This is a genomic window from Oceanicaulis sp. (genome assembly GCA_040112665.1).
In the GTDB taxonomy this organism is placed as follows: Bacteria; Pseudomonadota; Alphaproteobacteria; order Caulobacterales; family Maricaulaceae; genus Oceanicaulis.
In genome coordinates, this window is record CP157796.1 from 1,447,501 (window position 1) to 1,461,551 (window position 14,051).

A 14,051-nucleotide genomic window follows, 5' to 3' on the forward strand; every position below is an offset into this window, starting at 1 on the left:
TTAGCGATTTGGTTGACGGCGACCCGGCTGGGGGAGGTCGCCCCGACGACGGCGGCACAGGAGCACCCAGCGTGCCACGGAAATCGAAAGCGGCGAGGCGCACGGCCTTCGTCAGCATCCGGCGGGCCATGTCCGGGCTCGTGGCGCTCCCCGGCTTGCCTAAGCGTCTGCTGAAGGTCGGCTACGACCTGGCTGCGATCCTCGTGTGCTTCACGGCGGCGCACTACCTCACCACGCCGTTCGCGCCCTTCCTCGCCGGCTACCAGCCTCTCATTCTCGGTGCGGCGGCGGCGCTCGTCGTAGCGGCGCATGTCGGCGGCCATCTCTATGGTCCGATCGCGCATGCCCGCGACGTCGACATCCTGCGCGCCAGCTTCGCCGCAGCTGGTCTCGGCGGCTTGCTGATCATCGCGTCCGCATTCATCGACCTGACGCGCCAGCCGCCTGGGGCGGGGGTCATTTTCGGCGCGTTTCTGGTGTTTCTGACCGGTGGCGGGCGCATCGGTTTGCGGGCGTTCCTGACTGAACGGCGTGCCCGGCAGCGCGAGCGTGTGCTGATCTACGGCGCGGGAGCGGCGGGTCGGCAGTTGCTCGCTGCGCTGCGCGAGCGCGGCCGCCACCATGTCACCAGTTTCGTCGATGATAATCCCGCCGTACACGGACTGCGTGTCGGCGGGGTTCGGGTCTATGACGCGGCCGACGTGCTCGACGTCGTCCGCCGCACCCGCGCGGACGTGATCATGCTCGCCATGCCCAGCATCAGCGCGGCGCGGCGGCGCGAAATCTTGCATCGGCTCGAACCGCTCGAACAGCCGGTGCGCACCGTGCCCGACCTGCAGGACATTCTCGCGGGCAAGGCGCCGCTCAGTCAGGTCCGCGCGATCACGCCCGAAGACCTGCTCGGCCGCGATCCCGTCCCGCCGCGGCGCGAGCTGATCGAGCCGATGATCCGTGACCGGTCGATCCTGGTCACCGGGGCGGGCGGATCGATCGGTTCCGAGCTGTGCGTCCAGATCCTCAGGCAGAAGCCGCGCAGGCTGGTCCTGGTCGAGCAGTCCGAATACGCTCTCTACGCGATCCTGAGGCGGCTGCGCGCCGTCAATGAGACGCTCGCCGACCGGGTCGCCGGTCATCTCGGGACCGTCGAGGACGAGACCCGGATGGAGCAGATCCTGCGCGAGCACGAGGTCGACGCGGTTTTCCACACCGCCGCCTACAAGCACGTGCCCCTGGTCGAATCCAACATGATCGACGCGGTGCGCAACAATGCGCTGGGCACTGCGCGCATGGCTCGCGCCGCGATCCGGGCGGGCGTGGAGACCTTCGTTCTCGTCTCCACCGACAAGGCCGTGCGGCCGGCCAACATCATGGGCGCGAGCAAGCGCCTGGCCGAGCTCGTCTGCCACAGCTTCTCCAACAACCAGTCCGGCACGAAATTCGCCGTGGTCCGCTTCGGCAACGTGCTCGACTCCTCGGGGTCTGTCGCGCCGCTCTTCCGTGAGCAGATCGAACGGGGCGGGCCGGTCACGGTCACCCACCGCGAAGCCACGCGCTATTTCATGACGCTGAGCGAAGCCGCCCAGCTGGTGGTCCAGGCCGGCCGTTTGAGCGAGGGGGGCGAGACCTTCGTTCTGGGCATGGGCGAGCCGGTCCGCATCATCGATCTGGCGTGCCGGATGATCCGACTGGCCGGCTACACCCCGCGCTTCGCCGAGGACGGCCCGGCGCGATCCGGCGAGATCCTGGTCACGTTCACCGGCCTCAGGCCCGGCGAGAAGCTCGCCGAAGAGCTGTTCGTCTCAAAGCAGGCGGACGGCACCGAACATCCGCTCATCCTCAGCGAAAAGCAGGAGGAGCTGGAGGCGTCGGTGCTCAACGGTCTCGTCGCCCGGCTGGAGGCGGCCTGCAAGGCCCGCGACGGCGCCATGATCCGGGAAGTTCTGGCGCACCGCTACGTGCATTACCGCCCGGTCGTATTCGACAGCCCGCCCGAGCCCGAAAGCGAGCGCAGCGCGCTCTAGTTCCGGCCCATCGCCTCGCGGACCCGCACCGCCGTGGCGGGATGGTCGGTGAACACCGCGTCCACGCCGAGCGCGTAGAGCGCGCGTAACTCGTCCTCGACCGTTTCTCCGGTGACCGGGGCGCGGTCATCCCGCACCGTCCAGGCGTGAACCTCCAGGCCGAGCGCATGGGCGGCTTCAAGATATCCGGTGCTGGTCCCGTCGGTGTTCAGAAGCACGCCCTTGAACGCCCCGACCCCGTCGGCGAACTCCGCGATCTCGGCCAGGGTGAGGCCGCCGGCGTTGAAACCGTCCTCCGCCGGGCCGGCGTAAAGCATGGCGAGCGGCAGATCGGTCTGCGGCGCCAGGGCCTGAAGGAAGGCCGGATCGAAGGACTGGATCACCACGGCCCCGTCCCCTTCGGCGCGTCCGCGCTCTGACAGCGCCCCTAGCAGCGCTGCGGCGGGATCGAGCCCGGCGCCGGCGTAGAGCGCGGGCAGTTTCATCTCCGGCTCGATCGGGATGCGGCAATCGCACAGGATCTCGCGCTCGGACACGAAGTCGAGGAAGTCGCCGAAGGTGAGCACGGCGAACTGGTCGTCGAAAGACCGGTCGCGATCGTCGAACACCTGCCGGGCCTTCAGCGTGCGCAGCTCTGCGGCGGTGAAGTCGATCACCCACCAGTCCTCCCGGCCGTTGCGCACCGCCCTGCGGTCGACGAACTCCGGCCGCTCGGCGATGTCGGTCGAGGTCGACAAATACGGGTCGTGGCGGACGATCAGCACGCCGTCAGCGCTCATCTGAAGATCGGGTTCGAGCACGTCCGCGCCCTGTTCGAGCGCCAGCGCATAGGCCGCTTCGGTGTGCTCGGGCCGCTCGCCGGAGGCGCCGCGATGAGCGATCACCAGCGGCGGAACGCCGGTCAGCGTGGACCAGTCGTAGACCGCTCCGGCTGCAGGGGCGTCGGGCGTCTCCGCCGCGCAGGCGGCGGCGAGGAGGCTGAAAGCGAGAATGCTGGCGGCGCGCATGTCACAGACCCTGAAAGAAACACCGCCCACATCATAGTGCGGCCGGCGTCCCGGTGGGTGACGATTGCGTGACGGCTAGCGGAAGAACAGGCCGAAGGCGAGTTCGCGAATGCTCTCGAAGGTCCACAGCCCCGCGATCGCGCCGACGACGAGGACCAGCAGCGCCAGTAAGCGATGGCGGCGGATCCAGCCCAGCGCGGCGCGCACCGAGCCCCAGACCACGCGCCAGCCGAACAGGCGCAAGGGCACGCCGAGCGCCAGGCTCCCCGCGGCGGCCAGTCCGGCCAGGATCGCGAGGTCGGCGCCCATCGCCCCCTACACCCCTTCGAGTATGTTTTCGGCCGGCCGGCCGATCGCCGCCTTCGGTCCGTTGATCAGCACCGGGCGCTCGATGAGCCTGGGCTCCTCGGCGAGCGCGTCGATCAGCGCGGCTTCGTCCTCGACCTCGGCCAGGCCGCGCTCCTTGTAGACGGCTTCCTTGGTGCGCATGAGATCACGCGCGCTGCTCAGCGAGAGCTTGCGCACCACCGCTTCGATCTCGTCCCGGCTCGGCGGGGTTTTCAGATACTCGCGCACTTCGGGCTCGATCCCCTTGCTGCGAAGAAGCGCCAGGGCTTCGCGCGATTTCGCGCATCGGGGATTATGCCAGAATTCCATCGTTCAGTCCTTCAGTTTCGATGCTTCGAGCAACGCGCGGGCGGCTTTGAGGTGCATCGCCTCGACCATGCGCCCGTCCACCGGGACCGCGCCCTTGCCCGCGTTCGCGGGATCCTGGAACGCCGCGACGATGCGCTCCGCCCAGGCGATCTCCCCGACGGTCGGCGCGAAGGCGGCGTTGGCCGGGCCGACCTGGGCGGGGTGGATCAGGCTCTTGCCGTCAAACCCCATGGTGCGGCCCGCCTCGGCTTCCGCGATGAACCCGGCTGCGTCCTGATAGGCGTTGTACACCCCGTCCAGCACTGTAAGCCCCGCAGCCCGCGCCGCCAGAACCAGGCGCGCCAGATGCGGCTCCAGCGCGCTGCGGCGCTGCGGGCCGTCGGGCAGGCGCAGCAGCTCGGCGAGGTCGTTCGTACCCGCGATCACAGCCTGCAGCCCCAGCCCCTCGGCGCGCCAGCTCGAGTGTTCGAGCGCCAGAAGCCCCGCCGGGCTTTCGATCATCGCCCAGAGCGGCCCCGCCCAGCCCGCCTCGGCGAGCGCGCCGCGCACCGCGCCCAGCGCCTCGGCGCTGTCGACCTTGGCGATCAGCACGGCGTCGGGACCGGCTGCGGCGGCGGCGCTGACGTCGGCCGCCAGATCAGGAGAGTCCGGCGCGGCGATCCTGAGCACGGACAGCGCTCCGGCTTCCCTGAACCGTGCGATCGCGGCGGGCGCAGCCTTCCGCGCCTCGGCTTTCCTTTCAGGCGCGACGGCGTCTTCGAGATCGAGCATAAGCGCGTCCGCGCCCAATGACGGCGCCTTGTCGATCGCGCGCGGCTTGTCGCCGGGCACGAACAGGGCCGAGCGCAGGAGCCGGGGCGGAGCGGTCTCGTCAGTCATGGGCCGAAGGCTTACAAGACCGCCATGAGCTTGACCAGAAAGGACCGGCCGCGCGTCGTCGTGATCTCATCGCTCGTCTCGGGAAGCCGGGTCGGCGGGGGGCTCGGCGCGGCCGTGCTCGAAACGCGCGGAATCCGCGCCGATCTGGTCCCCACCGTGGTGATGGGCCGCCATCCGGGCCAGGGCGCGCCCGGCGGCGGGGACGTCTCTGCAGACATGATCGCCACAACGCTCGCCGCCATGGAAGATCAGGGCGTGATCGATGAGGCCGACGCGATCCTGACGGGCTATTTCCGCACGCCCGAACAGGTCGAGGCGGCCGCCGGCTTTATCGAACGGGCCAGGGCGAAGCGGCGCGATCTGATCGTCATGGTGGATCCGATCATCGGCGACGCGTCGCCCGCGGGACCGGGCCGGCTCTACGTGCCCGAGGCGGCCGCGCGGGCGCAGCGTGAACGTCTGGTCCCGCTCGCCGACATCATCACGCCGAACCGGTTCGAGCTCGCCTGGCTCACGGGCCATCCGCACGCCGATCCTTACGACGACATGGTGGTGGAGTGCGCCCGCAAGCTCGCCCCCGCCGCGATCGTCACCTCGACGAGCGCGGCGCCGGGCGAGGTCGGCTTCATCGTGGTGAATGCGACCGGGGCTTGGGCCGGGGCCCTGCCGCGCGTGCCGGACGCGCCCAACGGCACGGGGGACCTCTTCGCCGCCTGGGCCCTCGCCGAGCGGCTGAAGGGCGGGCGCGACTGGCGCGAGGCGGCGGCGATCGCGGCCACGGCGACGTTCGATCTGCTCGATCTTGCGCGCAGGCTCGGCCTGCCCGAGCTACCAGCCCCGCCGATCCAGCCCCTGCCGATGACGACGCGGCCGCATATGCGCCGGGTGGGCGCGTCGCGTCCGGTGACCGCGCTGGGCGTGGACGGGGCGAAGGGCGGCTGGGCGGCGATCGAGATCGACCTCAACGGTCTGGCCCTGCCCAGAGCGCGCTTTTTCACCCATTTCGAGGACGTGCTCGACACCGAGGCGCAGATCATCGCGGTCGACATGCCGATCGGGTTCGAGAGCCGGCCCGCTGCGCCGGGCGGGCGCGCCTGCGAACGGCTCGCCCGGGCGAGGCTCGGCGAGCGGCGCTCTTCGGTTTTCTCCGCCCCGCTGCGCGAAACGCTGAGGGCGCAAAGCTATGAAGAAGCGCTGGAGATCAACCGCGCCGAAGGCGGGCCGGGGATCTCGAAACAATGCTGGCATCTGTTCCCGAAGCTGCGCGAGGTGGACGCTCTGATGGGGCCGGGGCTCGAAGGCGCGGTGTTCGAGGTGCATCCCGAGCTCGTCTTCACTGCGATCGCCGGCCGGCCTGCGGCCCATCCCAAGCGTCTGGCCGAGGGCCGCGAGGAGCGCCTGAACCTTCTTGAAGCCGAGCGCCTACCGCGCGCGATCTTCGAGCCCCACCCGTTCAAGCGCGCGCTGTGCGCACCCGATGATCTCATCGACGCCGGGCTGGGCGCGCTCGCCGCCCGGCGGATCGCGGAGGGGGTGAACATCCAGCTGCCGGAGGATCCGCCAAGGGACGCCCGAGGCCTGAGGATGGCGATCTTCGCGTGAACTTGCGCGCGGGCCGGGGAGGGTCTACCTCGCGCCCATGACCTCCCACGCTCCCGTACTCGGCCATGTCGCGCCCGGCTTCGAGCCGGTCCGCGAGGCCTTCGAAGACAATTTCGCCTCCCGCGGAGAGATCGGCGCGGCCTTCGCGCTGGTCCAGGACGGGCGGACGCTCGTCGACCTGCATGGCGGGTTCGCCGACCGCAGGAAATCGCGCGCCTGGGGCGCGGACACGATCGCGCCGGTCTTCTCCACCGGCAAGGCGATCACCGCGCTGGTCGTCGCCCGGCTGGTTGATCAGGGGCGGCTCGATTACGACGCCCCGATCGCGGAGGTCTGGCCCGAATTCGCCGCCGAGAGCAAAGGCGCGGTCACCCTGGCACAGGCGCTGTCGCACCAGGCGGGCCTGCCGGGAATCCCCTTCGAGATGGAAGCCTCTGACTGGTTCGACCGGGAACTCATGGAAGACCGGCTGGCTTCGATGGCGCCGCTCTGGGCGCCCGGCGAAGGGTCTGGCTACCACCCCATCACCTATGGCGTGATCGCCGATGCAGTCGTGCGCCGGGCCCATCCCGACGGCCTGACCGTGGGCGGGATTTTGCGCGAGGAGATCTGCGGGCCGCGGGGGATCGATTTTCATATCGGGGTGGCCGACGAGGATCAGCCTCGCGCCGCAGAGCACGTTCTGCCGCCGCGCGCGCCGAACCTCGGTAAGATGAGCGAAATCAAGGAGATCGCTTTCCTCAAGCCCTGGTCCTCCCCCGGACGGCGCGGCGCTGCGGCCTGGCGTTCGGCGGAGCTTCCGGCCGCGAACGGGCACGGTACGGCGCTGGCGATCGCCCGGCTGATGGGGGTGTTCGCCACCGGCGGAAAGCTCGGCGGCGAAGCGTTCATCTCGCCTGAAACCGTCTCTAAATCGCTGAAATCCCGGGCGTCGGGCGAGGACCGGGTGCTGCCCTTCGATCTCAGCTTCGCCGCGGGGCCGATGATCAACAGAGACAGCGGCGCGTTCGGGCCCGAACCCGAGGCGGTCGGTCATTACGGCTTCGGCGGTTCGTGCGGTTTCGCCGACCCGGTGCGGGGGCTTTCGGGCGCCTATGTGATGAACCGGCAGATGGACGTTCTGGTCGGCGACGAGCGGGCCAAGGCCCTGATCGAAGCGGCGTACGGCTGTCTTTAGACCATGAGTGAAACCGTCGACGACGTGGTGATCGGCGCCGGGGCGGCGGGGTTGTTCTACGCCGGTCTCGCAGGCGCGCGGGGCCGCCGCGTGCTCGTGCTCGACCATGCGAGAAAGCCCGCCGAGAAGGTGCGGATTTCCGGCGGCGGGCGGTGCAATTTCACCAATGTCGAGACCGAGGCCTCGCGCTTCATCTCGAACAATCCCCATTTCGCGAAGTCCGCGCTAAAGCGTTACACACCTTGGGATTTCTGCGATCTGATGACCCGTCATGGGCTGAGCTGGCACGAAAAGACGCTGGGCCAGCTGTTCTGCGACCAGCGCTCTGGCGCGATCATCGACATCCTGCTGGCCGAGATGACCGCCGGAGGCGGAACGCTGCGGCTGGAAACCCAGGTGGGCGCGGTCGAGCCTGAAGGCGAGGGCTGGCGCGTTCAGACCTCCGTCGGAGTCATCATCTGCGAGCGCGTGATCATCGCCACGGGCGGGCTCTCCATCCCCAAGATGGGCGCGACCGGTTTCGCCTATGATCTCGCCCGGCGGTTCGGCCACGAGATCGTCGAGCCGGCGCCCGCGCTGGTCCCCTTCACCTTCGAGGGCGCCCTGAAAGAGGCGTTCGCCGGCGTCTCCGGTCTCGCCGCCCCGGTCCGGGCGAGCGCGGGCGGAGCGTCCTTCGATGAAGCCATGCTGTTCACCCATCGCGGCCTGTCCGGGCCGGCCATGCTGCAGGTCAGCTCGTACTGGAGCCCTGGCGAGGCGGTGGCGATCGACCTGTTCGCGGGCGGCGACGGCGCAGGGGTGCTCCGTACACTGAAGGCTGAGCACCCGATGAAGTCGCTGAGCTCCGCGCTCGAGACCGTGATGCCCCGCCGGCTGGTCGAGCTTCTGACCGAAAGGAAGCTGCTGCCGCAGATCGGCCGGCTCGCCGAAGCCGGCCATGCGGCGCTGGACGAGGCGGCCTCGGCGCTGTCGGCCTGGACGGTGAAACCGGCGGGCACCGAAGGCTGGCGCACGGCGGAAGTCACCCGCGGCGGGATCGACACCGGCGGGCTGAGTTCGAAGACGATGCAGAGCCGTCATGCGCCGGGGCTCTATTTCATCGGCGAGTGCGTCGACGTCACCGGCTGGCTCGGCGGGTATAACTTCCAGTGGGCCTGGGCGAGCGCGCACGCCGCAGCCACCGCCGATTGATCAGCCGGCCTTCCAAACCGGCCCGGTCCGGCTAGTTTGATCGCTGACGCGAGAACGGACCGGCCATGCTTTTGAGGGCGACAGACTTGAGCAAGAGCTTCGGCGCGGGCGAGACCCGGGTCGAGGTGCTGCGCGGCGTGTCGCTTCAGATCGAGGCGGGCGAGACCGTCGCGATCACCGGCGAGTCCGGCTCGGGCAAGAGCACGCTGCTGCATCTGATCGGCCTTCTGGACGCGCCGGACTTTGGGAAGATCGAGATCGGCGGCGAGGACGTCTCCAGGCTGAACGACACCGGCCGGGCGCGGGTCAGGCGCGAGCGGATCGGGCTGGTCTTCCAGCAGTTCAATCTCGTCCCGTCCCTGAGCGTGCGCGCGAACATCGCGCTTCAGGCGAGGCTGTCGGAGCGCTTCGATCCGGGCTGGGCGGACCGTCTCATGGACCGGCTCGGGCTTGATGAGATGGCAGATCGCTTCCCCGAACAGCTTTCGGGCGGCCAGCAGCAGCGCGTCGCCATCGGCCGGGCGCTGGCGGCGAAACCCGATCTCCTGCTCGCCGACGAACCCACAGGCAATCTCGACGAGGCCACCAGCGACAGCGTCACTGATCTCATGATCGAGCTCGCCGCTGAGACCGGCGCGGCGCTGGTCACCGTAACCCACTCGGAGCGTCTCGCCTCGCGCATGGGCCGCAGGCTGCATCTCGCGCGCGGCGTTTTGGCGTGACCGGCCGGGTTCTTCTCACCCTCTTAAGCCACTGGCGGCGCGCGCCGGGCCAGCTCGCGGACCTGCTGGCAGGGCTGGCGCTGGCGACCGGGCTCTGGACGGCGGTGCAGGCGATCAACGCCGAGGCGCGCGCGAGCTATGACGCCGCGAACGCGGCGCTCGGCGGTGCGGTCGAGCGCTGGGAGAGCGGGTCAGGAGCGGTCGGCATCGAAAGCTGGGCGGCGCTCAGGCGCGCAGGCTGGGATGCGAGCCCGATCCTTGAAGGGCGGCTGGAGATCGGCGGGACGGTCTACAGCCTGACCGGGATCGAGCCGCTGACCGCGCCGGCCTCCGGCGGTGCGGGCGCAGGATCGGCCGACGCAGACGCGCTCAGCCTCGATTTTCTTCTGCCGCCGGGCCTCCTGCTCGCCGCGCCCCAGGCGGTGGACGCGATTTCATCCGCATCCGGATTGCCCCCGGTCGAGGCTGCGGCGGGGATCGAGCCGGGCGCGATCCTCACCGATATCGGAACCGCCCAGCGCCTGCTCGGCCGGCCCGGAGAGGCGAGCGCGATCCTGATCGATCCTTCGCGCCAGGGCCTCACGCCGATCGCGGAGATCGCGCCGGAGCTGTCGCGCGCCGAGGGCGGAGGCGGGGAGGCGGCCCGGCTGACGGGCAGCTTTCATCTCAATCTCACCGCCTTCGGCTTCCTGTCCTTCGCAGTGGGCCTGTTCATCGTCTACGCCGCGATCGGGCTCGCCTTCGAACAGCGCCGGGCGAGCCTGCGCACCCTGCGCGCGATCGGCGCGCCGCTCAGCGCGGTGATCGCAGCGCTGCTGCTCGAGGCGGTCGCGCTCTCGTTGCTCGCCGGCGGGGCGGGCGTTGTGTTGGGCGGGCTCGTGGCGAGCGCGCTTCTGCCCGACGTCGCGGCCACCCTGCGCGGGCTTTACGGCGCGGAGGTCGGCGGCGCGCTGTCCATCCGGCCCGGCTGGGTGATCTCGGGGCTCGCGATCGCGGTGACCGGCGCGCTGCTCGCCACGGCCCAATCGGTCAGGCGCGCGGCGCAAACCGGTCTGCTGGCTTCGGCCCGGCCGCGAGCCTGGGCGCGGGCGAGTTCGGCACGGCTCGGCGTCCAGGCGCTCGTCGCGGCGGGCTTCGTGCTCACCGGTTTCGCCGTACCGCAGTTGGCTGACGGCATGATCGCCGGCTTCGCCATGCTCGGCGGGCTTCTGATCGGCGCGGCGCTGGCTCTGCCGCCCGTCGCCGCCGCCGTGCTCGCCGGGCTCGAACGGCTCGCCAGCGGTCCGCGCACGGAATGGTTTCTCGCCGACACCCGCCAGCAGCTGCCTGCTTTGTCGCTCGCGCTGATGGCGCTGATGCTGGCGCTCGCGGCCAATATCGGGGTGGGCACGATGGTGGGCAGCTTCCGGGCGACCTTCACCGGCTGGCTCGACCAGCGCCTGGCCGCCGAAGTCTATGTCACGGCCCGCAGCGAGGATCAGGCCGAACAGATCCGCGACTTTCTGCTCCCGCGCACCGACGCGGTTCTGCCGATCTGGGAGACCCGCGCCACGCTGGCCGGACGGCCCGGCGAGGTCTATGCGGTCGCCGACCATCCAACCTATCGCGACAACTGGCCGCTTCTGACCGCGCGCGAAAACGTCTGGGAGGCCGTCGCGGCTGGCGAGGCGCTTCTGGTCAACGAGCAGTACTGGCGCGGCGAGGGGCTCGATCTCGGTGACGGCGTCGACCTGCCCGGCGGCGCGCTGCCCGTGGCCGGGGTTTATTCCGACTACGGAAACCCCCGCTATCAGGTGCTGATCGCGCCTGATCAGCTCACCGAGCGCTTCGAGGGCGTCTCGCGCACGCGCTGGGCCGTGCGGGTCGATCCTGCGCGCACCGAAGCGCTGATCGCCGCGCTTCAGGCGGAGTTCGACCTGCCGCGCAACGGCGCGGTCGATCAGGCCGCGGTGAAGGCGTTCTCCCTGCGGGTGTTCGAACGCACCTTCACGGTCACGGCCGCGCTCAACGTACTGACGCTTTCAGTGGCCGCCTTCGCCATGTTCGCAAGCCTCGTCACCCTGGCGCAGATGCGCCTGCCGCAGCTCGCCCCGGTCTGGGCGCTGGGGATGACGCGCAAATCGCTCGCCCGGCTGGAGCTTTTACGCGCCGCCGCGCTGGCGGCGCTGACCTTCGCGCTGGCCCTGCCCGCCGGGCTCGCGCTCGCCTGGGCGCTGCTGGCGGTGGTCAATGTCGAGGCCTTCGGCTGGCGGCTGCCGATGTTTTTCTTCCCCGGCGACATGGCGCGGCTCTTCGTGCTGGCGCTGATCGCCGCGCTGCTGGCCGCAGCCCTACCTGCGCGCCGGCTCGCCGCGCGTCCGCCGCGCGATTTCCTCGCCGTCTTCGCACAGGAGCGCTGAGATGCGGATGCTGATCGCTCTCCTCGTCTGGCTCGCCGGCGCGCCGGCGCTGGCGCAGGGTTTCGCCGGGCTGGGGACCGAGGCCGAAGGCTTCGCCGTGCCCCAGCGCGGTTATGAGTTCGACTTTCCCAAAGATCACGGTCCGCATCCGGACTACCGGATCGAGTGGTGGTATCTCACCGCCGTCCTTCAGGGCGAGGACGGGCGGGAGTACGGCGCGCAGTGGACGCTGTTTCGCAGCGCGCTCGCCCCGGAAGACGGCGAGGGGTTCGCGAGCCCGCAGCTCTACATGGGCCATGCCGGGCTCACCACGCCGGAAGCGCATTTTCACGCCGAGCGGCTGGCCCGCGGCGGGGTGGGGCAGGCGGGGGTGGAGACCGGACCTTTTCGCGCCTTCATCGACGAATGGGAGATGGTCTCCACCGCCGAAACCGGCGACGCGCTCGACGATCTCACCGTGTTCGCCCGCGGCCCGGACTTCGCCTACCGGCTCGATCTCATTGCCGAAGGCCCGATCGTCTTTCACGGTGAGGACGGCTACTCGGTGAAATCCGCCGCGGGCCAGGCGAGCTATTATTTCTCCCAGCCCTTCTTCACCGTCGAAGGCGTGATCAGCCTGCCTGGCGGGGAAGAGGTCGACGTCACCGGACAGGCCTGGCTCGATCGGGAGTGGTCCTCACAGCCTTTGTCGGAGGACCAGCGCGGCTGGGACTGGGTGTCGCTTCACTTCGGGGACGGCTCGAAGCTGATGGGCTTTCAGCTCAGGCAGACCGGCGGGACGGTCTACACCTCGGCGAGCTTCATCACGCCCGAGGGCGATCTCACCGCCTATGAGGACGGGGCGCTGGCCCTGACCCCGCTCAGGACCGCCGAGGTCGCCGGGCGCACGGTTCCGGTGACATGGCGCGTCGAACTGCCCGCGCGCGGGATCGACGTGGAGATCGACGCGCTGAACGATCAGAGCTGGATGGCGACGCGGTTTTCCTACTGGGAGGGGCCGGTCTCGATCAGCGGCAGTCATGACGGGCGGGGCTATCTCGAAATGACCGGCTACGAACCGGACGGCGCCGGCGAATAACGGAACCACGCCTGGCGGGTCCGCATTTGCGCGGGGGAGCCGCAGCGGACCGTCTTCATGGAAAGCACCGACCTCATGGCGCTGGCCGCAGCTTTGGTCTTCGCCGGCGTGCATCTGGTCAGCCCGTGGCTGATGTTCCTCGACGTCACCCCGCGCAGCGCCTGGCTGTCGATCTCGGGCGGCGTCGCGACGGCTTATGTCTTTTTGCACCTGCTGCCCGAACTCGCCGGCGCGCAGGCCGATCATCTGGGCGGCGCGGCCGGTCTTCCCGGCGCGCGCGACGTCTGGCTGATGGCGATGGCGGGGCTGTCGCTGTCCTACGCGTTCGAGCGCATGGCGCGGGTCAATCCGACCGGACGCGGCGCGCCCTGGTCGATCTACGGCCTGCATCTGGGGTCTTTCGCGGTCTACAACGCGCTCATCGGCTACGTAATCGACGAGCAGGCGCGCAGAGGCCTCGTGTCCCTCGCGCTCTACACGTTCGCGCTCGGCCTTCATTACGTGGTCAACGACCGGGCCCTGGTGCGCAAGCACGGCGACCGGTATCGGCGTTCAGGCCGCTTCATCCTCGCCGCCGCCCCCATCGCGGGCTGGGCGCTGGGCGCGTTCGTCTTCGTCGAACACCGGTATGTCGCCCTTCTGACCGCGCTTCTGGCCGGCGGGATCATCCTGAACACCGTCAAGGAAGAGCTGCCCAAGGAGCGCGAAAGCAATGTCTGGGCGTTCCTCGGCGGGGTGGCCGCCTATGGCGCGTTGCTACTGGTGGTGTAGGCGGCGGCGGGTTTTCAGAGGACGGCGCTCTACGATCTTCACCCACCCCCGGCCTTCGGCCGGACCCTCCCCGTCAAGGGGAGGGAGTGGCGGTTCAGCTTTACGTTCCGACGTATCAAATTGTGCAGCGTCTTACTCCCTCCCCCTCGTGGGGAGGGTGGGCCGAGGCGAAGCCTCGGGTCGGGTGGGGCGAGCGCCAGGGTTTGCGGGCTCCAGCGCCCTACGATCTTCACCCCACCCCCGCCCTTCGGGCGGACCCTCCCCGTCAAGGGGAGGGAAGGAGGTTTCGTGCTCTCGGGAGCGTGCAAGTCGGTCGCCGACAGAAAATTCCCTCCCCCTCTGCGGGGAGGGTGGGCCGGCGCATAGCGCCGGGTCGGGTGGGGGAGCGCCAGGGTCTGCAAGTTCTCGGCGCTCGACGATCCCGTCCGGGGCCTGCCGGCCCGTTCGCCGCCTTCAATCGATCCCCCGGATCGATTGATGCGCTCCGCGCACCGGCGCTCACCCCCACCCCCGCCCTTCGGGCGGACCCTCCCCATCAAGGGGAGGG

At 69.9% G+C, this 14,051-nt stretch carries 12 protein-coding genes; 8 read left to right on the forward strand and 4 right to left on the reverse strand.

Translation table 11 applies throughout. From position 1 onward, the window contains the following. Positions 1 to 155: 155 nt before the first annotated feature. Entirely contained in the window at positions 156 to 2,021 is a 1,866-nt protein-coding gene (locus ABL308_06910; GenBank protein ID XBQ17605.1) for a nucleoside-diphosphate sugar epimerase/dehydratase, read from the forward strand. On the opposite strand, the gene ABL308_06915 is transcribed toward ABL308_06910, so the two are convergent. The 4 genes from ABL308_06915 to ABL308_06930 form a co-directional block, all read right to left on the reverse strand. Next, positions 2,018 to 3,028, reverse strand: a complete 1,011-nt coding sequence (locus ABL308_06915) for a glycerophosphodiester phosphodiesterase family protein (protein ID XBQ17606.1) — start codon at positions 3,026 to 3,028, stop codon at positions 2,018 to 2,020. The two genes, ABL308_06910 and ABL308_06915, sit on opposite strands and share 4 nt — an antisense overlap. 75 nt (positions 3,029 to 3,103) lie before the next feature. Continuing rightward, positions 3,104 to 3,337, reverse strand: a complete 234-nt coding sequence (locus ABL308_06920) for a hypothetical protein (GenBank protein XBQ17607.1) — start codon at positions 3,335 to 3,337, stop codon at positions 3,104 to 3,106. A 6-nt stretch (positions 3,338 to 3,343) separates the two neighbouring features. Beyond that, complete coding sequence (gene arsC, locus ABL308_06925) at positions 3,344 to 3,685, reverse strand: arsenate reductase (glutaredoxin) (protein XBQ17608.1); 342 nt, start codon at positions 3,683 to 3,685, stop codon at positions 3,344 to 3,346. A gap of 3 nt (positions 3,686 to 3,688) precedes the next feature. Then, positions 3,689 to 4,564: a CoA ester lyase gene (locus tag ABL308_06930; GenBank protein XBQ17609.1), complete on the reverse strand. Its 876-nt coding sequence runs from the start codon at positions 4,562 to 4,564 to the stop codon at positions 3,689 to 3,691. Between the two features lie 24 nt (positions 4,565 to 4,588). Here ABL308_06930 and ABL308_06935 point away from each other — a divergent pair, with 24 nt between their 5' ends. The 7 genes from ABL308_06935 to ABL308_06965 all read left to right on the forward strand — a co-directional run bounded on the left by ABL308_06935 (position 4,589) and on the right by ABL308_06965 (position 13,504). Next, positions 4,589 to 6,166 (forward strand): PfkB family carbohydrate kinase, encoded by a 1,578-nt coding sequence (locus ABL308_06935; GenBank protein ID XBQ17610.1) that lies wholly within the window; start codon positions 4,589 to 4,591, stop codon positions 6,164 to 6,166. A 37-nt stretch (positions 6,167 to 6,203) separates the two neighbouring features. Continuing rightward, the gene (locus ABL308_06940) at positions 6,204 to 7,343 is read left to right on the forward strand and encodes a serine hydrolase domain-containing protein (GenBank protein ID XBQ17611.1); all 1,140 of its coding nucleotides are present in this window, start codon (positions 6,204 to 6,206) and stop codon (positions 7,341 to 7,343) included. 3 nt (positions 7,344 to 7,346) lie between these two features. Beyond that, complete coding sequence (locus ABL308_06945) at positions 7,347 to 8,534, forward strand: NAD(P)/FAD-dependent oxidoreductase (GenBank protein ID XBQ17612.1); 1,188 nt, start codon at positions 7,347 to 7,349, stop codon at positions 8,532 to 8,534. A 65-nt stretch (positions 8,535 to 8,599) separates the two neighbouring features. Then, positions 8,600 to 9,256: an ABC transporter ATP-binding protein gene (locus ABL308_06950; protein ID XBQ17613.1), complete on the forward strand. Its 657-nt coding sequence runs from the start codon at positions 8,600 to 8,602 to the stop codon at positions 9,254 to 9,256. After that, positions 9,253 to 11,655: an FtsX-like permease family protein gene (locus ABL308_06955; protein XBQ17614.1), complete on the forward strand. Its 2,403-nt coding sequence runs from the start codon at positions 9,253 to 9,255 to the stop codon at positions 11,653 to 11,655. Before ABL308_06950 ends, ABL308_06955 begins: the two co-directional genes overlap by 4 nt. Positions 11,656 to 11,662: 7 nt before the next feature. Beyond that, positions 11,663 to 12,733 (forward strand): lipocalin-like domain-containing protein, encoded by a 1,071-nt coding sequence (locus ABL308_06960; protein XBQ17615.1) that lies wholly within the window; start codon positions 11,663 to 11,665, stop codon positions 12,731 to 12,733. A gap of 57 nt (positions 12,734 to 12,790) precedes the next feature. Continuing rightward, entirely contained in the window at positions 12,791 to 13,504 is a 714-nt protein-coding gene (locus ABL308_06965) for a hypothetical protein (GenBank protein ID XBQ17616.1), read from the forward strand. Positions 13,505 to 14,051: the final 547 nt, after the last annotated feature.

Excerpts from the sequence above, each read along its gene's own strand:
- ABL308_06915 (XBQ17606.1), bottom strand. The coding sequence starts at position 3,028 with ATGCGCGCCGCCAGCATTCTCGCTTTCAGCCTCCTCGCCGCCGCCTGC.
- ABL308_06920 (XBQ17607.1), bottom strand. The coding sequence starts at position 3,337 with ATGGGCGCCGACCTCGCGATCCTGGCCGGACTGGCCGCCGCGGGGAGC.
- arsC (XBQ17608.1), bottom strand. The coding sequence starts at position 3,685 with ATGGAATTCTGGCATAATCCCCGATGCGCGAAATCGCGCGAAGCCCTG.
- ABL308_06930 (XBQ17609.1), bottom strand. The coding sequence starts at position 4,564 with ATGACTGACGAGACCGCTCCGCCCCGGCTCCTGCGCTCGGCCCTGTTC.
- ABL308_06935 (XBQ17610.1), top strand. The coding sequence starts at position 4,589 with ATGAGCTTGACCAGAAAGGACCGGCCGCGCGTCGTCGTGATCTCATCG.
- ABL308_06940 (XBQ17611.1), top strand. The coding sequence starts at position 6,204 with ATGACCTCCCACGCTCCCGTACTCGGCCATGTCGCGCCCGGCTTCGAG.
- ABL308_06945 (XBQ17612.1), top strand. The coding sequence starts at position 7,347 with ATGAGTGAAACCGTCGACGACGTGGTGATCGGCGCCGGGGCGGCGGGG.
- ABL308_06950 (XBQ17613.1), top strand. The coding sequence starts at position 8,600 with ATGCTTTTGAGGGCGACAGACTTGAGCAAGAGCTTCGGCGCGGGCGAG.
- ABL308_06960 (XBQ17615.1), top strand. The coding sequence starts at position 11,663 with ATGCTGATCGCTCTCCTCGTCTGGCTCGCCGGCGCGCCGGCGCTGGCG.
- ABL308_06965 (XBQ17616.1), top strand. The coding sequence starts at position 12,791 with ATGGAAAGCACCGACCTCATGGCGCTGGCCGCAGCTTTGGTCTTCGCC.